Source organism: Pseudomonas sp. WS 5011, assembly GCF_012985775.1.
GTDB classification, from domain to species: Bacteria; Pseudomonadota; Gammaproteobacteria; order Pseudomonadales; family Pseudomonadaceae; genus Aquipseudomonas; species Aquipseudomonas peli.
Map to the genome: position 1 here is coordinate 112,577 of NZ_JAAQXA010000007.1, position 20,992 is coordinate 133,568.

Below are 20,992 nucleotides of genomic sequence, written 5' to 3' on the forward strand. Positions count from 1 at the left end.
TGATCACCGCCCCGTAGCCCGGATGCAATCCGGGAACAGTCACCGCGTTTTCCCCGGAGTGCATCCGGGCTACAGGAGCTTTTATGCCCCAGGAATTCGACTACATCATCATCGGCGCCGGCTCGGCCGGTAACGTGCTGGCCACCCGCCTGACTGAAGACGCCGACGTCAGCGTGCTGCTGCTGGAAGCCGGCGGCCCGGATTACCGCCTGGATTTCCGCACCCAGATGCCCGCCGCCCTGGCCTTCCCGCTGCAAGGTCGGCGCTACAACTGGGCCTACCTGACCGAACCCGAACCGCACATGAACAACCGCCGCATGGAGTGCGGGCGCGGCAAGGGCCTGGGCGGCTCGTCCCTGATCAACGGCATGTGCTACATCCGCGGCAACGCCATGGATTATGACGGCTGGGCCGAGGAAAAAGGCCTGGAAGACTGGAGCTATCTGGATTGCCTGCCGTATTTCCGCAAGGCGGAAACCCGCGACATCGGCGCCAATGCCTACCACGGCGGCGAGGGCCCGGTGAGCGTGACGACGCCGAAGAACGGCAATAACCCGCTGTTCCACGCCATGATCGAAGCCGGCGTGCAGGCCGGTTACCCGCGCACCGACGACCTCAACGGTTACCAGCAGGAAGGCTTCGGCCCGATGGACCGTACCGTCACGCCCAAGGGCCGCCGTTCCAGCACCGCGCGTGGTTACCTCGATCAGGCCCGTGAGCGGCCAAACCTGACCATCGTTACTCACGCCCTGACCGACCGCATTCTGTTCAGCGGCAAACGCGCCAGCGGCGTGGCATATCTGCAGGGCGATAACGACACACCGATCACCGTCAACGCGCGCCGCGAAGTGCTGCTGTGTGGCGGCGCGATTGCCTCGCCGCAGGTGCTGCAACGCTCCGGCGTCGGCCCGGCGGCGCTGCTGCGCGAGCTGGACATCCCCTTGGTGCACGACCTGCCTGGCGTCGGCCAGAACCTGCAAGATCACCTGGAGGTGTACCTGCAATACGCCTGCAAGCAGCCGGTGTCGCTGTACCCGGCGCTGCAATGGTGGAACCAGCCGATGATCGGTGCCAATTGGCTGTTCCTCGGCAAAGGCATCGGCGCCAGCAACCAGTTCGAGGCCGGCGGCTTTATCCGCTCAAGCAGCGAGTTCGAATGGCCAAATATCCAATACCACTTCCTGCCGGTGGCGATTAACTACAACGGCAGCAACGCGGTGAAGGAACATGGCTTCCAGGCGCACATGGGCTCCATGCGCTCGCCGAGCCGTGGACGCATTCAGGTCAAATCCAAAGACCCGCGCCAGCACCCGAGTATCCTCTTCAACTACATGGCGCACGAGCAGGACTGGCGCGAGTTCCGCGACGGCATCCGCATCACCCGCGAAATCATGGCGCAATCCGCCTTGGACCCGTATCGCGGGCGTGAGATCAGCCCCGGCGCCGAGCTGCAAACCGACGCCGAACTGGACGCCTTTATCCGCGAACATGCAGAAACGGCCTACCATCCGTCGTGCTCCTGCAAGATGGGTGAAGACGATATGGCAGTGGTCGACGGCCAGGGCCGGGTGCACGGAGTGCAAGGCCTGCGGGTGGTGGATGCGTCGATCATGCCGCTGATCGTCACCGGCAACCTGAATGCTCCGACCATCATGATGGCCGAGAAGATCGCCGACAAAATCCGTGGTCGCGCCCCGTTGCCGCGCAGCAGCGCGCCGTATTTCGTCGCCGGCAACGCGGCAATACGCGGCACGGCGCAGCGCTCCGCGTAACGCTTCACGCTACATCCAGACGCCGCAGTGGTTTCGCCTCTGCGGCGTTTGTCTATATATGCCCAGCGCGGCGTGATCTGCAGCCCATCGCGGCGGCCTTTAGCCCGGCGAAACCACGCGCTGCTTGAAGCTGCGGGCGAAGGGCGTCGATAATGCGCAGTTTTCAACCAGCGCCTTTGTGCGCCGCCGCCCCCACGGCCGACCGAGCAGACCATGAAAGACAGCATTCGCCACCTGATCCAGCAAGCCCTGACCCGCCTCACTGCCGACGGCGTGCTGCCGGAAGGCCTGAGCCCGGCCATTCAGGTGGAGAACACCAAGGACAAGACCCACGGCGACTTCGCCAGCAATATCGCCATGATGCTGGCCAAACCGGCCGGCATGAAACCGCGCGACCTGGCCGAGAAACTGATCGCCGCGCTGCCTAGCGATGCCGCGATCAGCAAGGTCGAGATCGCCGGCCCGGGCTTCCTCAATTTCTATCAAAACACCCAGGCCCTGGCCGCGCGCCTGGACGCCCTGCTGGCCGACGCCAAGCTTGGCGTGCGCAAGGCTGGCCCGGCGCAGCGCGTGGTGGTCGACCTGTCGGCGCCCAACCTGGCTAAAGAGATGCACGTCGGCCACCTGCGCTCGACCATCATCGGTGACGGTGTGGCGCGGGTGCTGGAATTCCTCGGCGACGACGTGATCCGCCAGAACCACGTCGGCGACTGGGGCACCCAGTTCGGCATGCTGCTGGCCTTTATGCAGGAAAACCCGGCCGCCGCCGAAAGCGAGCTGGCTGACCTGGAAGGCTTCTACCGCGCGGCGAAGAAACGCTTCGACGAATCCCCTGAGTTCGCCGAGCGTGCTCGCGAGCTGGTGGTGCAGCTGCAGGCCGGCGACGCCGAGTGCCTGCGCCTGTGGCACCGCTTCAACGATATTTCCCTGAGCCACTGCCAGGCGCTGTATGACCGCCTTGGCGTGAAGCTCTCCATGGCCGACGTGAAAGGCGAGAGCGCCTACAACGACGACCTGGCCAACGTGGTCGCCGACCTCAAGGCCAAGGGCCTGCTCAGCGAAAGCGACGGCGCCCAGTGCGTGTTTATGGACGAGTTCAAGAACGCCGAAGGCAATCCGCTGCCGCTGATCGTGCAGAAGGCCGGCGGCGGCTACCTGTACGCCACCACCGACCTGGCAGCTACCCGCTACCGCGCCAATGTATTGAAAGCTGATCGCGCGCTGTACTTCGTCGATCAACGCCAAGCCCTGCACTTCCAGATGGTCTTCACTGCCGCGCGCCTGGCTGGCTTCGTCCCGGTCAACATGCAGCTGGAACATATGGGCTTCGGCACCATGAACGGCGCCGATGGCCGCCCGTTCAAGACCCGCGATGGCGGCACGGTGAAGCTGGTCGACCTGCTCGATGAAGCCGAAGAACGCGCCTACGCCCTGGTCAAAGGCAAGAACCCTGAACTGGACGAAGCCGAACTGCGCCAGATCGCTCGCGCGGTGGGCATCGGTGCAGTGAAATACGCCGACCTGTCCAAGCATCGCACCAGCGACTACCGCTTCAACTTCGAGCTGATGCTGAGCTTTGAGGGCAACACCGCGCCATATCTGCTGTACGCCTACACCCGTGTGGCCAGCGTGTTCCGCAAGCTGGGCAAGGGTTTCGACGAGATCGGCGGCAACCTCGACCTGCAGGCCGCTCACGAAATCGAACTGGCCGGCAAACTCGCACAGTTCGCCGAAGTGCTTGCCAGCGTCGCCGACAAGGGCGAGCCGCACCTGCTCTGCGCTTACCTCTACGACCTGGCCGGGTTGTTCTCAAGCTTCTACGAGAACTGCCCGATCCTCTCCACCGAGGACGAAGCGCTGCGCAACAGCCGCCTGCGCCTGGCCGCACTGACTGCGCGCACGCTCAAGCAGGGCTTGGAACTGCTCGGCCTGGAAACCCTGGAGCGCATGTAAGTGGCGGCGAAAAAGAAACCCGCCGCCAAACGTGGCGCCAGCCGTTACCAGGCACCCGCGAAAAAACCGGTGCCGGGCTGGTTCTGGCTAGTTTGCGGCCTGGTGATCGGCGGCTTTATGGTGTTTCTGTTCAGCCTTGAACCGGGCCGCGACGAGATCAAGCGCACCAAGGTCGAACAGGAGCGCGCCACTCAGGCCAGCAAAGCTGCAGCCGCCAAGCCTGCCACCAGCGAGCCCGCCAAGCCCAAGTACGACTTCTACACCCTGCTGCCAGAATCAGAAGTGATCCTGCCGCCGCAGGCCATCGAGCAACCGGTGGCCGTGCCTGAGCAGAAACCAGTCACACCGGAAGAAGCCGCGAAGATCGATGCCGCCCGCGCCGAAGCGGCACTCAACGGCCAGGTGCCGCCACCGCCGCCGGTGGTCGCCAAAGGCCCGGTCAGCTCACAGTTCTTCCTTCAGGCTGGCTCGTTCCGCCGCAAGGACGACGCCGACAGCCTGCGCGCGCAGATCATCCTGCTCGGGCAAAGCGTGCAGGTGGAATCCGGCACCGTGCGCGAGGAAACCTGGCACCGCGTGCTGGTCGGCCCCTTCGCCACCCGCGAACAGCTTGGCCAGGCGCAGAAAACCCTGTCCGCCAGCGGCTTCAGCAATCTGTTGTTACAGCAGCGTCAGGCGCAATAAACCGCGCGATTTCAGGCCCTGCGGCGTGCCCTGACGACTATTTGTCGGACAGCATGCGCTACAGGGCTTGAAGCGGGCTGCCGCTGCCCCCACTTCATACGGCATTGGGCACTTTCGCCCCGCTGCGTGGAGACTCTCCCCTTGACCACCATCGTTTCAGTGCGCCGCAACGGCAAAGTCGTCATGGGCGGCGACGGCCAGGTGTCCCTCGGCAATACCGTGATGAAAGGCAACGCGAAGAAAGTTCGCCGCCTGTACCACGGCCAGGTGCTGGCCGGTTTTGCCGGCGCCACCGCCGACGCCTTTACCCTGTTTGAACGCTTTGAAGGCCAGCTGGAAAAACACCAGGGCCATCTGGTGCGCGCCGCCGTCGAGCTGGCCAAAGACTGGCGCACCGACCGCTCGCTGAGCCGCCTGGAAGCCATGCTGGCCGTGGCCAACAAGGACGCCTCGCTGATCATCACCGGAAACGGCGATGTGGTTGAGCCCGAACACGGCCTGATCGCCATGGGCTCCGGCGGCGGTTTCGCCCAAGCCGCAGCCATGGCCCTGCTGCAGAAAACCGATTTGAGTGCCCGTGAAATCACCGAAACCGCGCTGAACATTGCCGGCTCCATTTGTGTCTTCACCAACCAAACCTTGACTATCGAAGAAGAAGACTGCGCCGATCCGGCCGTTTAAAGCTACTGCGCTCGGCCATGCTGCGTTGAAAGCAGGCTCGGAATGCTCATTTACAGACGTAAACTCCGCTTCCTCGCCTACTTTCGCCTTGCCTGGCCTTCGCTCGCGACGCTTTAAACACCCTGATTAGCGGTCTTTTCTGGAGTAACCCGCATGTCCATGACGCCCCGCGAGATCGTTCACGAACTCAACCGCCACATCATCGGTCAGGACGACGCCAAGCGCGCCGTGGCCATCGCGCTGCGCAACCGCTGGCGGCGCATGCAGCTGCCGGTTGAGCTGCGCGCCGAAGTCACGCCCAAGAACATCCTGATGATCGGCCCAACCGGCGTCGGTAAAACCGAAATCGCCCGCCGCCTGGCCAAACTGGCCAATGCGCCGTTTATCAAGGTGGAAGCAACCAAGTTCACCGAAGTCGGTTATGTCGGCCGTGATGTCGAGTCGATCATCCGTGACCTCGCCGATGCGGCAATCAAGATGCTGCGCGAGCAGGAGATGGTCAAAGTCCGTCACCGCGCCGAAGATGCCGCTGAAGAGCGCATCCTCGATGCCCTGCTGCCACCGGCCCGCACCGGTTTCAGCGAAGAAGCCGCACCGGGCAACGACTCCAACACCCGTCAGCTGTTCCGCAAGCGCCTGCGCGAGGGGCAGCTGGATGACAAGGACATCGAGATCGAAGTGGCCGACGCTCCGGCCGGCATCGAAATCATGACCCCGCCGGGCATGGAAGAGATGACCAACCAGCTGCAAAGCCTGTTTTCCAACATGGGCAAGGGCAAGAAGAAGAGCCGCAAGCTCAAGGTCAAGGAAGCCCTGAAAATGGTGCGCGATGAAGAAGCCGCGCGCCTGGTCAACGAGGAAGAACTCAAGGCCCAGGCCCTGGAAGCCGTGGAACAGAACGGCATCGTGTTTATCGACGAGATCGACAAAGTCGCCAAACGCGGCAACACCGGCGGCGCCGACGTGTCCCGCGAAGGCGTGCAGCGCGACCTGCTGCCGCTGATCGAAGGCTGCACGGTGAACACCAAGCTGGGCATGGTGAAAACCGACCATATCCTGTTTATCGCCTCCGGCGCGTTCCACCTGAGCAAGCCGAGCGACTTGGTGCCCGAGCTGCAAGGCCGCCTACCGATTCGCGTCGAACTTAAAGCCCTGACCCCGCAGGATTTCGAGCGCATTCTCACCGAGCCGCACGCCTCGCTCACCGAGCAATACGCCGCACTGCTTAACACCGAAGGCCTGGGCATCCAGTTCGTTGCCGAAGGCATCAAGCGCATCGCCGAGATTGCCTATCAGGTCAACGAAAAGACCGAGAACATCGGTGCGCGCCGCCTGCACACCCTGCTCGAACGCCTGTTGGAGGAAGTCTCTTTCAGCGCTGGCGACCTGGCTGGCCAGCAGAACGGCACGCCGATCGTGATCGACGCCGCTTACGTCAACAGCCACCTCGGCGAGCTGGCGCAAGACGAAGACCTGTCGCGCTATATTCTCTAACGCGCCCCGCCCTGGCCCGGATGCTCTCTGGGCCAGGGCGCCATTCAGGAAGCGAGCATGCGCATCCCAACCGCAATAAAACTGCACAAAGCCTCGAAAACCCTGGAGCTTCACTATGGGGCGGACGAGCGCTATACCCTGCCCGCCGAGTTTCTGCGCGTGCATTCGCCGTCGGCGGAAGTGCAGGGTCACGGCAAGCCCATTCTGCAGACCGGCAAGCTCGGCGTCGGCCTGAACAAGATCGAGCCCGCCGGTAATTACGCCCTCAAACTGACCTTCGATGACGGCCACGACAGCGGCCTGTTCACCTGGGATTACCTGGAGCAGCTATCCCTGCGCCAGACTGAACTGTGGAACGATTACCTCGCCACCCTCGCCGCCGCCGGCAAGTCCCGCGATCCCAGCGAGAGCGTGGTCAAGCTGATGCTCTGAAGTGCCCAGGCGATATACCGTCAGGAATTGACCCAGGTGCTTCAGCTATTTCCTCACGCCCGCACCACCAAGCGGCAATCTGCCGCAGCGCAGCAGCCCGTCTAGCTCGTTGATCCTGGCGGGTTAGAGCGCATTTTCTAATCCTTCCCTGCATACTCATCATGCATTCGGCCTGGATCGCGGCCGGCTTGCACAAATTCTCAAACTCGGGTAACCAAGTAGTTGGAAGTTTCTCGCGCCAGGCAGCCCCTGCGACGAGGACGATTGCGGAGCGATCCGCCCTTGGTAATCCGGGCAATACCTGGCCCTTAGCCCTGTGTCGCCGAGCACAGCAGTACGCCGGTATTTCGTCTCAGGACAATGGAGCGTTGTAGATGACAGATAAGAATAATGATGACCTGAAACACCAGGCCTCCGAGAACACGCTGGGCCTTAACCCGGTGATCGGCATCCGCGGTAAAGACCTACTTAGCTCCGCCCGAGTCGTACTCAAGCAAGCCCTCAAGCAACCCCTGCACAGCGCCAAACACCTCGCCCACTTCAGCATGGAGCTGAAGAACGTGATGCTCGGCCACTCCGACCTCACCCCCGCCGATGGCGACCGGCGCTTTGCTGATCCCGCCTGGAGCCAGAATCCGCTGTACCGCCGCTACCTGCAGACCTACCTGGCCTGGCGCAAGGAGCTGCATGACTGGGTCGAGCACAGCAACCTGTCCGAACAGGATGCCAGCCGTGGCCACTTCGTGATCAATCTGATGACCGAAGCCATGGCCCCCAGCAACAGCATGGCCAACCCGGCCGCGGTTAAGCGCTTCTTCGAAACCGGCGGCAAGAGCCTGCTCGACGGCCTGTCGCACCTGGCCCAGGACATCGTCAACAACGGCGGCATGCCCAGCCAGGTCAACATGAACGCCTTCGAGGTCGGTAAAAGCCTGGCCACCACCGATGGCGCAGTGATTTTCCGCAACGACCTGCTGGAGCTGATCCAGTACAAGCCAATCACCGAGCAGGTACACGAACGCCCTCTGCTGGTAGTACCACCACAGATCAACAAGTTCTACGTGTTCGACCTGTCGCCGGAAAAGAGCGTGGCGCGCTTCCTGCTGCGCAATGGCGTGCAAACCTTCGTGGTGAGCTGGCGCAACCCGACCAAGGCACATCGCGAGTGGGGCCTGTCGACCTATATCGAAGCACTGAAAGAAGCCATCGACGTGGTCACCGCCGTCACCGGCAGCAAAGACATCAACATGCTCGGCGCCTGCTCCGGCGGCCTGACCACCACCTCGCTGTTGGGCCATTACGCCGCGCTGGGTGAGAAGAAGGTGCATGCGCTGACCCTGCTGGTCAGCGTGCTGGATAACCGTCTGGAAACCGATGTGGCGCTGTTCGCCGACGAAAAGAGCCTGGAGCTGGCCAAGCGCCGCTCCTATCAGGCCGGTGTGCTGGAAGGCAGCGACATGGCCAAGGTGTTCGCCTGGATGCGCCCCAACGACCTGATCTGGAACTACTGGGTCAACAACTACCTGCTCGGTAACGAGCCGCCGGTGTTCGATATCCTCTACTGGAACAACGACACCACGCGCCTGCCCGCTGCCCTGCATGGCGAGTTTATCGACATGTTTACCTCCAACCCGCTGATCCGCGCGGGCGCACTGGAAGTCTGCGGCACACCGATCGACCTCAAGCAGGTTACCAGCGACCTCTACTGCGTGGCCGGCACCACCGATCACATTACGCCGTGGGAGTCGTGCTACAAATCGGCCAATCTGTTCGGCGGCAATGTCGAGTTCGTGCTGTCCAACAGCGGGCATATTCAGAGCATTCTCAACCCGCCGGGTAACCCGAAAGCACGCTACATGACCAACACCCAGATGCATGCGGACCCGAAAACCTGGCAAGCCAGTTCGACCAAGCACGCCGACTCCTGGTGGCTGCATTGGCAAGTCTGGCTGGGCGAGCGCTCCGGCGCGCACAAGAAGGCACCGACGCAGCTGGGCAACAAAAAATACCCGGCCGGCGAAGCGGCTCCCGGTACCTACGTGCACGAACGTTGATCACCTGCGCACTGCGCACACTGCCCGCGGCACTGGAGGTGTCGCTCGCCCACCCGCTCATTGGCGCGGGTGAGGCGAACCAGGCTTAGCCCTGGTGTTTCTGGAAAAGACCCGGAGGGTCTGATCCAGCGTTTTAATTGATAGGGCTTTTGCGCATGTCGCTACCTTTCGTATTCCGCACCATTGAACTGGACGGCCAGACCATCCGCACCGCGGTTCGCCCCGGTAACGGCGAGATGACTCCGCTGCTGATCTTTAACGGCATCGGCGCCAACTTGGAGCTGGTGATGCCGTTCGTGCGCGCCCTGGACCCCGGCCTGGAGGTCATCGCCTTCGACGTACCCGGTGTCGGCGGCTCCTCCACGCCCAGCACGCCCTACCGCTTTCCTGGCCTGGCCAAACTGGCCGCACGCATGCTCGATTACCTCGACTACGGTCAGGTCAATGCGATTGGCGTGTCATGGGGCGGTGCCCTGGCGCAGCAGTTTGCCCATGACTACCCCGAGCGCTGCAAGAAGCTGATCCTCGCGGCCACCTCGGCCGGCGCGGTGATGGTGCCTGGCAAACCCAAGGTGCTCTGGTGCATGGCCAGCCCGCGGCGTTATGTACAACCGTCTTACGGCGTGCAGATTGCCCCGGAAATCTACGGTGGCGCATTCCGCCGCGACCCGAAACTAGCCCTGGCACATGCCAGTAAAGTCCGTTCAGGCGGCAAGATGGGCTACTACTGGCAGCTGTTCGCCGGCCTCGGCTGGACCAGCATCCACTGGCTGCACAAGATTCGCCAACCGACGCTGGTAATGGCCGGCGATGATGACCCGCTCATCCCGCTGGTGAACATGCGTCTGCTGGCCTGGCGCATCCCCAACTCGGAACTGCACGTGATCGACGACGGCCACCTGTTCCTGGTAACCCGCGCCGAAGCTGTAGCGCCGATCATCATGAAATTTCTTGAGGAAGAACGGCAGCGCGCGATCATGCACCCACAACCCGCGCCAGCCCGCACGCTCGGCTAAGCGCACTCAAGCTGGGCGAGCATGTCAACAACACGCACCGGGGCTGTGCCGAAGCACAGTGCTTGACCCACTTTCGGGCACGTTGTATTACCTGAGAATTAGCGCGCGGCAGTCTGGAACGCCCATGCGCGCGCATTGGTATAAGCCTTGCTGCTTATCAAGTCTCATGGTTTGACGACGGAGTGTTGCCCAATGCGAGACCAACCTGCCAAACGTGCCCTGCCCGTACGCAGCAGCTCGATGAATGCCCAAAACGCAGTGGTCGGTCTGCGCGGCCGCGACCTGCTGTCCACCCTGCGCGGCCTGGCGCTGCAAGGGATCAAACAACCCATTCACAGCGCCCGCCATGTCGCCGCACTGGGCGGTCAACTCGGTCGCGTACTCTTGGGTGACAAGCCGTTCAAGGTCAACCCGCAGGACCCGCGCTTCGCCGACCCGACCTGGCGTGATAACCCGATCTACAGCCGCAGCCTGCAAGCCTACCTGGCCTGCCAGAAGCAGTTGAACAGCTGGATCGACGAAAGCAACCTGGACGCTGACGACCGTGCCCGTGCGCGCTTTGTCGCCACCCTGCTCGGCGATGCCCTGGCGCCTAGTAACACCCTGCTCAACCCGCAAGTCATCAAAGAGCTATTCAACAGTGGCGGCAGCAGCCTGTTCAAGGGCGTGAGTCACCTGTTCGATGACTTGGTCAATAACGACGGCATGCCCAGCCAGGTCAGCAAACACGCCTTCGAAGTCGGCCGCAACCTGGCCACCACCAGCGGTGCCGTGGTGTTTCGCAGTGAACTGCTGGAGCTGATCCAGTACAAGCCGATGAGCGAAAAGCAGTACGTCAAGCCGCTGCTGATCGTGCCGCCGCAAATCAACAAGTTCTATATTTTCGACCTTTCCAGCGAAAAGAGTTTCGTCCAATACGCGCTGAAGAACGGCCTGCAAACTTTCGTCATCAGCTGGCGTAACCCCGACCCACGGCACCGCGAATGGGGCCTGTCGAGTTACGTAGAAGCACTGGAAAAAGCCATCGACGCCTGCCGTGAAATAACCGGCAGCAAGGACGTTAACCTGCTCGGCGCCTGCGCCGGTGGCCTGACCATTGCGGCACTGCAAGGTCATCTGCAGGCCAAGCGCCAGCTGCGCAAAGTGGCCAGCGCCACCTACATGGTCAGCCTGCTGGACAGCCAGATCGACAGCCCGGCCATGCTGTTTGCCGACGAGCTGACCCTCGAAGCCGCCAAACGCCGCTCCTACCAGCAGGGCGTGTTAGATGGTCGCGACATGGCACGGGTGTTCGCCTGGATGCGCCCCAACGACCTGATCTGGAATTACTGGATCAACAACTACCTGCTCGGCAAGCAGCCACCGGCCTTCGACATTCTCTACTGGAACAACGACAACACCCGCCTACCCGCTGCTTTACATGGCGACCTGATCGACTTCTTCAAGCACAACCCACTGACCCACCCACGCGGCCTGGAAGTCTGCGGTACACCCGTCGATCTGCAGAAGGTTACGGTCGACAGTTTCAGCGTCGCCGGGATCAATGACCACATCACCCCCTGGGATGCGGTGTACCGCTCGACCCTCCTGCTGGGCGGTGATCGGCGCTTTATTCTGTCCAACAGCGGACATATCCAGAGCATTCTCAACCCGCCGGGTAATCCGAAGTCCAATTACCTGGAGAACCCCAAGCTCACTGGTGACCCGCGCGCCTGGTACCACGATGCCGAGCACGTGCAAGGCAGCTGGTGGCCGGTGTGGCTGAGCTGGATGCAGGAGCGTTCGGGTGAACAAAAGGACACCCTGATGGCGCTTGGTAACCAGCACTACCCAGCCATGGAAGCTGCGCCCGGCACCTATGTGCACGTGCGCTAAACCACCCAAACATGCCTGATCAAACTGGCCGCAACCCCATGCGGCCAGGTATCGTCAGCCTTCCCGCGGCCAGAATAAGAAGACCGGATGAAAACCCGCGACAGAATCCTTGAATGTGCCCTGCTGCTGTTCAACCAGAAGGGCGAGCCGAATGTCTCCACCCTGGAAATCGCCAACGAGCTGGGCATCAGCCCGGGCAACCTCTACTACCACTTCCATGGCAAAGAGCCGCTGATCCTCGGTCTGTTCGAGCGTTTTCAGGCCGAACTCGCACCGTTGCTTTCACCGCCCGAAGACGTGCAGCTGGATGTGGAAGATTACTGGCTGTTTCTGCACCTGATCGTCGAGCGCCTGGCGCACTACCGTTTCCTGTTCCAGGACCTGTCCAACCTGACCAGCCGTCTGCCAAAACTGGAACGCGGCATGCGTCATTGGCTCAACACCCTGAAACGCGCGCTGGCCGAATTGCTCGCCCAGTTGCAACTTGATGGCCAGTTGCAAAGCGACACACGTTCGCTCGGCCAACTGGTCGAGCAAATAACCCTGACCCTGCTGTTTTCCCTGGACTACCAACGCATCATCGGTCGCGAAGGCGAGAGTCGCCTGGTGGTGTATCAGGTGATGATGCTGGTGGCTCCACACCTGGCCGAAGAATCACGCTACGCCGCCGAACACCTGGCGCAGCGCTACCTCGAAGATTAACGCGAATGCATAAACGCAAACGCCCGGCACGAGGCCGGGCGTTTGCGTTGACTGCTGCGCGTCTTACGACTGGGCGGCAGGTGTTACAGGTGCAGCAGATGCAGCGGCCGGTGCAGGTGCAGCAGCGGCGGCCGGAGCAGCAGCGGGCTTCGCGGCGGCCGGCTTGGCTGGTGCCTTGGCAGCAGGTTTAGCCGCTGGCTTGGCGGCTGGCTTAGCAGCAGCTTTGGCAGCAGGCTTAGCCGCTGGTTTGGCTGCAGCCTTGACGGCCGGTTTAGCCGCTGGCTTGGCAGCAGGTTTCGCTGCAGGCTTGGCGGCTGCTTTAGCGGCCGGCTTGGCTGCTGGCTTAGCAGCTGGTTTGGCCGCTACTTTCTTCACAACAGGCTTGACCGACTTGACCGAAACACCAGTCAGTTGCTCGATCTGCTTGGTCAGGCTTTCAACTTTGGCGTTGAGCGCTTTCACTTCATTGCGGCTCGGAACACCGAGACGCGAAATGGCATTGTTCAGACGCTTGTCGAAGGCTTCTTCCAGCTCGCCCCACTTGCCAATAGCCTTGTCTTTAACTTCATCAACTTTCGATTTGGCAGTGTCCACTTTCGAACCCACAGTGGTCTTCACTGCGCCAACTTGCTTGTCGACTTCGGTCTTGGCTTGCTTCTCAGCTTTTTCGCCATCCTTAACCAGCGTGTCGAACAGCTTGTTGCCGTCCTTGCTGACCTTGGAGTAGGCACCCAAACCAGCCAGCCAGATTTGACGCGAGTATTTTTCTACTTCGCCAATCCAGGAAGTGGTTTGCTTTTCGGTTTTCTTTTTGACAGCCATCCTGCTCTCCTTACTTGGTACGCGCGACGTGCTCGAGCAACGCGCTCAGCTCATCCAGCTTAGCAGACAGTACTTCAACATCCTGCTTGGACGGGATACCCATGCGATTCAGGGCGCTGGCAACACGGTTATCGAAGGCCTTCTCGATTTTGTCGAGCTGAACTTCGAACTTGCCTTTCACGCTGCTGACATTGCTGGTGACAGTGGTCTTAACGCTGTCGATCTGGCTGTTGGCGGCTTCAACTTGTTCGTTGACCAGTTTTTTGCCTTGCTTTTCAACGCCTTCGCCGCTTTTCACGAGTTCTTTGAAGTACTCGGAACCTTCCTGACCGGCTTTGGCGTATGCGCCCAGACCTGCCAGCCAGATTTTGCGGGCGTAAACTTTCGCGTCGCTCAGCACAGTGCTGGTTTCTTCAACGACGGCTTTCTTTTTAACGGCAACTTTCGACATGGTGCACCTCACTCTAAGTGTTTCGAGGAAACGCCCACGGAATGCAGGCTTAGGTGCACGGTATCGATGAAAATTAGAAACCGCATACTAAGCATGCGGAAAATTGCAGGAGCCATGCTCAAAAAGAGAGCAGCAACGGCCGTAAACCTCAGGCCTGCAGATTCTTGTCCAGCACCTCTTCGATCTCGCGTTTGATGCTGCCACTCATCGCCGACAGCAACAGCCCCAGGCTGAGCTGTACGCGCACACTGTGGTCATGCACCTCAATACGCCCATCCGCGCCGCTGCGCTTGAATTCCAGCGTGTCGCCATTCCAGCGGTAACGCACGTCGTATTCGCGAGCCAGGCGCTCGGCCAGTTGCTCGGCTTTTTCCCGGGCGACTTCGCGCCCCAGGGTGTGGGGACGTTCTACGGTGATTTTGGCCATGGCATTTCTCCTCGCCCGTTAACTGCGACCTTACGTCGCTGCGACTATAGCAAGGCTGCAGACCGCAAGCTGCACGCGACGCCAGTGCTCAGTCCGTTGCAGAACTTTGTTGTTCGCCGCCGCACGGCCCAAACCCAGCGGGGCTTTTTGGGTTTAGAATGACCGCCACTTTAGATGCAGCCTCTGTGTTTTAGGAAAGGCCACGATGAACGATCCGCGCAAGAGCAGCGACAGCGAACCCACCACGCACTTTGGCTTCCAGAGCGTGCCGGAAAGCCAGAAGGCGGAAAAAGTCGCCGAAGTCTTTCACTCGGTCGCGGCCAAGTACGACCTGATGAACGACGTGCTGTCTGGCGGTATGCACCGCTTGTGGAAGCGTTTCACCATCGAACTGTCTGGCGTGCGCAGCGGCAACCGGGTGCTGGATATCGCCGGCGGCACCGGGGACCTGACCCGCAAGTTTTCCAGCCTGGTCGGCCCGACTGGCGAAGTGGTGTTGGCCGATATCAACGAATCGATGCTACGCGTCGGCCGTGATCGCCTGCTCGACAAAGGAGTGGCCGGCAACGTCAGCTTCGTTCAGGCCGATGCAGAAAAACTGCCGTTCCCGGACAACCATTTCGACGTGGTGACCATCGCCTTCGGCCTGCGCAACGTGACGCATAAAGAAGAAGCCATCCGCTCGATGCTGCGCGTGCTCAAGCCGGGCGGCCGCCTGCTGATCCTGGAATTCTCCAAACCGTCCAGTCCGCTGCTGTCGAAGTTCTACGACGCCTACTCGTTCAAGTTCATGCCGCTGGCCGGCAAGCTGATCACCAACGACGCCGAAAGCTACCGCTACCTGGCCGAGTCGATCCGCATGCACCCGGATCAGGACACCCTCAAGGCGATGATGGTTGAAGCTGGTTTCGAGCGCGTGACCTTCCACAACATGACCGGCGGCATCGTCGCCCTGCACCGCGGCATCAAGCCCTGATGCTGCTGACCGGGCTGCTGGCCGGCGTCGAGCTCGGCCTCAATCGCGTGCTGGCCATGGACAGCACCGCGCTGCCGCGCCTGGCGCGCTTGAGCGGCCGGGTGATTACCGTGGAGTGCGCCGCGCCAAATCTGCAGCTGTTTATTCTGCCTAGCGCCAGCGGCCTGCAACTGGCCGCGCAATGGGCCGGCGATGCTGATTGTCACTTGCGCGCCCCCGCCGCCAGCCTGTTGCGCCTGGCCGTGAGCCGCGACAAGACCAGCATCCTGCACAGCTCGGACGTCAGCCTGGATGGCGATAGCGCCGCCCTGCTGGAGCTGGCCGGAATCCTTCAGGACCTTGAGCTGGACTGGGAATACGAACTGTCGCGCTGGCTCGGCCCAGTCGGCAGCCAGCTGCTCGGTGGCCATCTGCGCAGCCGGGTGAACTGGAGCAGCCAGGCGCTTGACAGCCTGCGCCTGAACCTGGCCGATTACCTCAGTGAAGAATCCCGCAGCCTGGTCGGCCAGCGCGAAGCCGATGCGCGCTTCGCCGAACTGGACCACCTCAAGCTATCCCTCGACCGACTCGACGCGCGCATCGAGCGCCTCGCCCAACGCCATAAGCCCATCGCATGAAGCTGCTTGCCGTTCGTCGTCTTTTGCGTATCCAGCGCGTAGTCATCCGCTACCAGCTGGACGACCTGTTATTCGCCCTGCCGCTGCCTTTCTGGGCTCGCTTACTGCGTTATGTGCTGCCCTGGCGCTGGTTGCCGCGCCGCGACCTGCTGCTGTCGCGCGGCGCACGTCTGCGTCTGGCGCTGGAAGAACTGGGGCCGATCTTTATCAAGTTTGGCCAACTGCTTTCCACCCGCCGCGACCTGTTGCCCACTGATATCGCTGACGAGCTGGCCAAGCTGCAGGATCAGGTACCGCCCTTCGACCCGGCCAAAGCGCTGGCACTGATCGAATCCCAATTGGGCGCAAAGGTCGGTGAAGTGTTTGCCCGTTTTGATACGCAACCGCTGGCATCGGCCTCGGTCGCCCAGGTGCATGCCGCGCAGCTGAAAAGCGGCGAAGAGGTGGTGGTCAAAGTCATCCGCCCAGGCTTAAAACCGGTCATTGAGCAGGACATCGCCTGGCTATTCCTACTGGCCAAAGTGGCCGAGCGCGCCTCCGCGGATGCGCGTCGCCTGCGCCCGGTGGAAGTGGTCAGCGATTACGAAAAGACCATTTACGACGAACTCGACCTGCTGCGCGAAGCGGCCAACGCCAGCCAGCTGCGGCGCAACTTCGAAGGCTCGCCGCTGCTCTATGTGCCGCAGGTGTACTGGGATTATTGCCGGCCGAAGGTGCTGGTCATGGAGCGCATCTACGGCATTCAGGTTACCGACCTGGAAACCCTGGCCGATCAGCGCACCGATATGAAACTGCTGGCCGAACGCGGCGTGGAGATTTTCTTCACCCAGGTGTTCCGCGACAGTTTCTTCCATGCCGACATGCACCCCGGCAATATCTTCGTCAGCACGCGCACGCCATGGAACCCGCAATACATCGCGATCGACTGCGGCATCATCGGCAGCCTCACCGCTGAAGATCAGGACTACTTGGCGCGCAACCTGATTGCCTTCTTCAAGCGCGATTACCGTCGCGTGGCACAGCTGCATATCGACTCGGGCTGGGTGCCGGCGGAAACCAAGATCAATGATTTCGAGGCGGCGATCCGCACCGTCTGCGAGCCGATCTTCGAAAAACCGCTGAAGGACATCTCCTTCGGCCAGGTGCTGCTGCGCCTGTTCCAGACCGCGCGGCGCTTCAATATGGAAGTGCAACCGCAGCTGGTGCTGCTGCAAAAAACCCTGCTGAATATCGAAGGCCTGGGCCGCCAGCTCTACCCCGACCTGGATCTGTGGAGCACCGCCCAGCCCTTCCTTGAGCGCTGGATGCGTGAGCGCATCAGCCCGCTGCAGCTGCTGCGCAACCTGCAACTGCAGGCCGAGCAGGTGCCGCATCTGTCGCAAATTGCCCGTGAAACCCTTGAGCGCCTCAATCAGCAACCGGCCAGCCACCAGGAGCAGCCCGTGGCACGCCGCCAATGGCCTGCACGCTTGCTCGGCGCAGCGCTGATCGGTGGCGCTGCTACACAGGGCCTGGCGCTGAGCCTGATCGCCTGGCCGAGCTGGCTAATGCTGGCGGGCGGCCTCTATCTGGTGCTGCGCCGATAGCCACACCGGGTAGGCACTGGCACACTAGCTTTCTGAATCAGACAGCCCGAGATGGGCGGAACTTGCAATGACTGACTGGCTCGACGACATAAATTGGAACAGCGACGGCCTGGTACCGGCCATCGCCCAGGACCACAAGACCGGCCGTGTGCTGATGATGGCCTGGATGAACCGTGAGGCGCTGACCCTGACGGCCACCGAACAACGTGCCATCTACTGGTCACGCTCGCGCGGCAAACTTTGGCGTAAGGGCGAAGAATCAGGGCATGTGCAGAAACTGCATGAAATGCGCCTGGACTGCGACGCCGACGTGATCATCCTGATGGTTGAACAGCTGGGCGGTATCGCCTGCCACACCGGCCGCGAGAGCTGCTTTTACCGGGTGTTTGAGAACGGTACCTGGAAAATCGTCGAAGCGGTACTGAAAGACCCGCACGCCATCTACAGCGCAGGACATACCCATGAGTGACTCAGCCATGACTGATACCCTGAGCCGCCTGGCCGAGGTGCTGGAGTCGCGCAAAGGCGCTGCCGCCGACAGCTCGTATGTCGCCAGCCTGTACCACAAGGGCCTGAACAAGATTCTGGAAAAGGTCGGTGAGGAGTCGGTGGAAACCATCCTCGCGGCCAAAGATGCAGCCGTCAGCGGCGACTGCAGCGATGTGATTTATGAAACCGCCGACCTGTGGTTCCACAGCCTGGTTATGCTTGCCGCTCTGGGGCAGCACCCCCAGGCCGTATTGGACGAGTTGGACCGGCGCTTCGGCCTCTCCGGGCACGCGGAAAAAGCCGCACGCTCGCAAGACTGATTAAACCTTCACTTTCGGAGTACGCATTATGGGATTCGGTGGCATTAGCATCTGGCAACTCCTGATCATCCTGCTGATCGTGGTCATGCTGTTCGGCACCAAGCGCCTCAAGGGCCTGGGTTCTGACCTGGGCGACGCGATCAAGGGCTTCCGTAAGTCGATGGACAACGGCGACGCAGAGAAGCCGGCCCCTGCCGTGGATGAGCCGAAAGGTCAGACCATCGACGCTCAGGCGCGCAAGGTCGAAGAACCGGCGAAAAAAGACTAAGCCATGTTTGATATCGGCTTTACCGAACTGCTGCTGGTCGGCATCGTCGCCCTGGTGGTGCTGGGGCCTGATCGCCTGCCCGGCGCCGTACGCACGGCCGGTTTGTGGATCGGCCGGATCAAACGCAGCTTCAGCGCGATCAAGGCTGAGGTCGAGCGTGAGATCGGCGCGGATGAAATCCGCCGCCAGCTGCATAACGAGCAGATCCTTGAGCTGGAGCGGGAAATGAACGCGATGAAGCAAAGCCTCAGCGCGCCGCTTAGCAGTATCACGGAACCGAGCCCTGCCGCTGCACCCGCCGCAGAGCCGGTAGCCGCTACCGACAGCACCCGTCAGGACAAAAGCCCACAACCATGAGCCAACGACCGGACAGCGATCAGGAAATGCCCCTGGTCTCCCACCTGACCGAACTGCGCACGCGCCTGCTGCGCATTGTCGCAGCGGTGTTCGCCCTGTTTGCCGGGCTGTTCTATTTCTCTCAGGACATCTACGCACTGGTCGCCGCGCCACTGCGCGCTTACTTGCCGGAAGGCGCAACGATGATCGCCACCGGTGTGGCCTCGCCGTTTCTCACGCCGTTCAAGTTGACCCTGATGGTCGCGCTATTTCTGGCCATCCCGATCATCCTGCATCAGATATGGGGCTTTATCGCGCCAGGGCTGTACAAGCATGAGAAGCGCATTGCCGTCCCGCTGCTAATCTCCAGCATCCTGCTGTTCTATGCGGGAATGGCCTTCGCCTACTTCGTGGTGTTCCCGATCATGTTCGGTTTCTTCGCCAGCGTGACCCCTGAAGGCGTGGCGATGATGACCGATATCGGTCAGTACCTGGATTTTGTTCTGACCCTGTTCTTCGCCTTTGGCGTGGCCTTCGAAATCCCCATCGCGACCTTTTTGCTGATCTGGGTTGGCGTGGTCGATGTCGCCACCCTGCGTAAAAGCCGGCCCTATGTGATCGTTGGCTGCTTCGTCGTTGGCATGGTGCTGACACCGCCAGACGTGTTCTCGCAAACCCTGCTGGCCGTACCCATGTGGTTGCTGTTTGAAGCCGGCCTGCTCTGCGGCAGCCTGGTCAAGCGCCGTGACGACGAGGAAACCGCGGCGACAGAGGAAAGCGACAGTTCGACCAACGACCAACCACCCGCTGCACAACCGTGAACCTGCTGCTGCTGGAAGACGGCGACTTTATCGCTGCCGACCGCGTGCTGCTCAGCGGCCGTCGCCTCAAGCATCTGCATGAAGTGCACCGCGCCGAAGCCGGCGACAACCTGCGTGTCGGCCGCCTGAATGGTTTGATGGGCAGTGGACAGCTGCTGCGTCTGGACGCCGAGCAGGCTGAACTAGCGGTGCAGCTCGATCAGCCGCCGCCTGAGAAACTGCCACTGACCCTGCTGCTCGCCTTGCCTCGGCCGAAGATGCTGCGGCGCGTGTTACAAACCGTCAGCAGCATGGGCGTGCCTCGGCTGATTCTGCTGAACAGCTACCGGGTGGAAAAAAGCTTCTGGCAGACGCCTTTCCTCGAACCCGCAGCGATTCGCGAACAGCTGATTCTCGGCCTGGAACAGGCCCGCGATACCGTGCTGCCGGAAGTCATTATCGAGAAGCGCTTCAAGCCCTTTGTCGAAGATCAGCTGCCTGGCATCGCTGCTGGCACAGTGGGCTTGGTCGGCCATCCCGGCGACTTCCCAGCCTGCCCGCGCGCAGTCGAACAGCCTGTGACGCTGGCCATCGGCCCCGAAGGCGGCTGGATTCCCTACGAAGTGGAAAAGCTCACCGAAGCCGGCCTGCAACCGGTGCAGCTGGGCGCGCGAATTCTGCGGGTGGAAACAGCGGTGACTGCATTACTGGCGCGCCTGTTCTAAGCCTGATCCTGCAGTTGATGCCAATGCGCCGGCAGTAGCTGACCCTTGAGCGCTGGCGCTTCAACCAACTGAACATCACGCGGCTGCAGCGGCTCACCACAATCCGAACACACCAGCACGCCATGCATCGGCTGGCCGCAACTGCGGTGGATATGCCGAATCGGCGCACCCTCCGCGCCACTCATATGGCGGTCGCCCCAATGCACCAGCGCCATGATGGCCGGATACAGATCACGGCCCTTAGCGCTCAGGCAGTACTCCTCACGCAACGGCCGCTGCTGATAGGCCACCTTGTCCAACACGCCCGCTTCAGCCAGTTTTTTCAGGCGATCGGCCAGCACATGCCGGGTAATCCCCAGGCGTTTCTCGAACGCGTCAAAACGACGAATACCGAGAAAACTCTCGCGCAGCACCAGCAGCGTCCAGCGATCACCCACCACCGACAGGGTGCGGGCCAGCGAGCAGGGTTGCTGCTCCAGTTCTTCCCAACGCATAAGCCAACCTCCAACAGC

Annotated in this window: 23 protein-coding genes; 19 read left to right on the forward strand and 4 right to left on the reverse strand. The window is 61.6% G+C overall.

Features of this window, described 5'->3' with window-relative positions; translation table 11 throughout:
• The first annotated feature begins 83 nt into the window (after positions 1-83).
• From betA to HBN63_RS10025, 10 genes are all read left to right on the forward strand, one after another.
• Positions 84-1,772, forward strand: coding sequence for a choline dehydrogenase (betA, locus tag HBN63_RS09980; RefSeq protein WP_170049307.1), 1,689 nt, complete (start codon positions 84-86; stop codon positions 1,770-1,772).
• 213 nt (positions 1,773-1,985) lie between these two features.
• On the forward strand, positions 1,986-3,725 hold the full coding sequence (gene argS, locus HBN63_RS09985) for an arginine--tRNA ligase (protein WP_170049308.1): 1,740 nt from the start codon (positions 1,986-1,988) through the stop codon (positions 3,723-3,725).
• Positions 3,726-4,409 carry an SPOR domain-containing protein gene (locus HBN63_RS09990; protein WP_170049309.1) on the forward strand — a complete coding sequence of 228 codons (684 nt, stop codon included), beginning with the start codon at positions 3,726-3,728 and terminating at the stop codon, positions 4,407-4,409.
• Positions 4,410-4,550: 141 nt separating this feature from the next.
• Positions 4,551-5,090 carry an ATP-dependent protease subunit HslV gene (gene hslV, locus HBN63_RS09995; RefSeq protein WP_167146634.1) on the forward strand — a complete coding sequence of 180 codons (540 nt, stop codon included), beginning with the start codon at positions 4,551-4,553 and terminating at the stop codon, positions 5,088-5,090.
• 153 nt (positions 5,091-5,243) lie between these two features.
• Positions 5,244-6,584 carry an HslU--HslV peptidase ATPase subunit gene (hslU, locus tag HBN63_RS10000; RefSeq protein ID WP_090254919.1) on the forward strand — a complete coding sequence of 447 codons (1,341 nt, stop codon included), beginning with the start codon at positions 5,244-5,246 and terminating at the stop codon, positions 6,582-6,584.
• A 57-nt stretch (positions 6,585-6,641) separates the two neighbouring features.
• Positions 6,642-7,016: a DUF971 domain-containing protein gene (locus tag HBN63_RS10005; protein ID WP_090254917.1), complete on the forward strand. Its 375-nt coding sequence runs from the start codon at positions 6,642-6,644 to the stop codon at positions 7,014-7,016.
• Positions 7,017-7,390: 374 nt separating this feature from the next.
• Positions 7,391-9,070 carry a class II poly(R)-hydroxyalkanoic acid synthase gene (gene phaC / locus HBN63_RS10010; RefSeq protein ID WP_170049310.1) on the forward strand — a complete coding sequence of 560 codons (1,680 nt, stop codon included), beginning with the start codon at positions 7,391-7,393 and terminating at the stop codon, positions 9,068-9,070.
• Between the two features lie 155 nt (positions 9,071-9,225).
• Positions 9,226-10,086 carry a poly(3-hydroxyalkanoate) depolymerase gene (gene phaZ / locus HBN63_RS10015; RefSeq protein WP_090254912.1) on the forward strand — a complete coding sequence of 287 codons (861 nt, stop codon included), beginning with the start codon at positions 9,226-9,228 and terminating at the stop codon, positions 10,084-10,086.
• A 192-nt stretch (positions 10,087-10,278) separates the two neighbouring features.
• Positions 10,279-11,961: a class II poly(R)-hydroxyalkanoic acid synthase gene (gene phaC / locus HBN63_RS10020; protein WP_170049311.1), complete on the forward strand. Its 1,683-nt coding sequence runs from the start codon at positions 10,279-10,281 to the stop codon at positions 11,959-11,961.
• Positions 11,962-12,048: 87 nt separating this feature from the next.
• Entirely contained in the window at positions 12,049-12,663 is a 615-nt protein-coding gene (locus HBN63_RS10025; RefSeq protein ID WP_160089662.1) for a TetR/AcrR family transcriptional regulator, read from the forward strand.
• Between the two features lie 63 nt (positions 12,664-12,726).
• Here the strand turns inward: HBN63_RS10025 and HBN63_RS10030 are convergent, their stop codons facing one another.
• The 3 genes from HBN63_RS10030 to HBN63_RS10040 all read right to left on the reverse strand — a co-directional run bounded on the left by HBN63_RS10030 (position 12,727) and on the right by HBN63_RS10040 (position 14,363).
• Entirely contained in the window at positions 12,727-13,485 is a 759-nt protein-coding gene (locus tag HBN63_RS10030) for a phasin family protein (protein WP_170049312.1), read from the reverse strand.
• Positions 13,486-13,495: 10 nt separating this feature from the next.
• Positions 13,496-13,936: a phasin family protein gene (locus HBN63_RS10035; RefSeq protein ID WP_090254904.1), complete on the reverse strand. Its 441-nt coding sequence runs from the start codon at positions 13,934-13,936 to the stop codon at positions 13,496-13,498.
• Between the two features lie 148 nt (positions 13,937-14,084).
• Positions 14,085-14,363: a polyhydroxyalkanoic acid system family protein gene (locus HBN63_RS10040; protein WP_090254902.1), complete on the reverse strand. Its 279-nt coding sequence runs from the start codon at positions 14,361-14,363 to the stop codon at positions 14,085-14,087.
• A 205-nt stretch (positions 14,364-14,568) separates the two neighbouring features.
• Here HBN63_RS10040 and ubiE point away from each other — a divergent pair, with 205 nt between their 5' ends.
• From ubiE to HBN63_RS10085, 9 genes are all read left to right on the forward strand, one after another.
• A complete protein-coding gene (gene ubiE, locus HBN63_RS10045) occupies positions 14,569-15,339 on the forward strand; it encodes a bifunctional demethylmenaquinone methyltransferase/2-methoxy-6-polyprenyl-1,4-benzoquinol methylase UbiE (RefSeq protein ID WP_170049313.1) in 771 nt (256 codons plus the stop codon).
• Positions 15,339-15,956, forward strand: a complete 618-nt coding sequence (locus HBN63_RS10050; RefSeq protein ID WP_170049314.1) for an SCP2 sterol-binding domain-containing protein — start codon at positions 15,339-15,341, stop codon at positions 15,954-15,956. Before ubiE ends, HBN63_RS10050 begins: the two co-directional genes overlap by 1 nt.
• A complete protein-coding gene (ubiB, locus tag HBN63_RS10055) occupies positions 15,953-17,542 on the forward strand; it encodes a ubiquinone biosynthesis regulatory protein kinase UbiB (RefSeq protein WP_170049315.1) in 1,590 nt (529 codons plus the stop codon). The genes HBN63_RS10050 and ubiB overlap by 4 nt, the downstream gene beginning before the upstream one ends.
• 67 nt (positions 17,543-17,609) lie before the next feature.
• Positions 17,610-18,011, forward strand: coding sequence for a phosphoribosyl-AMP cyclohydrolase (gene hisI, locus HBN63_RS10060; protein ID WP_090254896.1), 402 nt, complete (start codon positions 17,610-17,612; stop codon positions 18,009-18,011).
• 7 nt (positions 18,012-18,018) lie between these two features.
• Positions 18,019-18,351 carry a phosphoribosyl-ATP diphosphatase gene (locus HBN63_RS10065; protein WP_090255176.1) on the forward strand — a complete coding sequence of 111 codons (333 nt, stop codon included), beginning with the start codon at positions 18,019-18,021 and terminating at the stop codon, positions 18,349-18,351.
• 28 nt (positions 18,352-18,379) lie between these two features.
• Positions 18,380-18,619, forward strand: a complete 240-nt coding sequence (gene tatA / locus HBN63_RS10070; protein ID WP_090254894.1) for a twin-arginine translocase TatA/TatE family subunit — start codon at positions 18,380-18,382, stop codon at positions 18,617-18,619.
• Positions 18,620-18,622: 3 nt separating this feature from the next.
• Positions 18,623-18,976, forward strand: coding sequence for a Sec-independent protein translocase protein TatB (tatB, locus tag HBN63_RS10075; protein WP_170049316.1), 354 nt, complete (start codon positions 18,623-18,625; stop codon positions 18,974-18,976).
• The gene (tatC, locus tag HBN63_RS10080; RefSeq protein ID WP_160089674.1) at positions 18,973-19,776 is read left to right on the forward strand and encodes a twin-arginine translocase subunit TatC; all 804 of its coding nucleotides are present in this window, start codon (positions 18,973-18,975) and stop codon (positions 19,774-19,776) included. The genes tatB and tatC overlap by 4 nt, the downstream gene beginning before the upstream one ends.
• Complete coding sequence (locus HBN63_RS10085; protein ID WP_170049317.1) at positions 19,773-20,480, forward strand: 16S rRNA (uracil(1498)-N(3))-methyltransferase; 708 nt, start codon at positions 19,773-19,775, stop codon at positions 20,478-20,480. Before tatC ends, HBN63_RS10085 begins: the two co-directional genes overlap by 4 nt.
• Here the strand turns inward: HBN63_RS10085 and HBN63_RS10090 are convergent.
• Positions 20,477-20,974, reverse strand: coding sequence for a helix-turn-helix domain-containing protein (locus HBN63_RS10090; RefSeq protein ID WP_170049318.1), 498 nt, complete (start codon positions 20,972-20,974; stop codon positions 20,477-20,479). The two genes, HBN63_RS10085 and HBN63_RS10090, sit on opposite strands and share 4 nt — an antisense overlap.
• Positions 20,975-20,992: the final 18 nt, after the last annotated feature.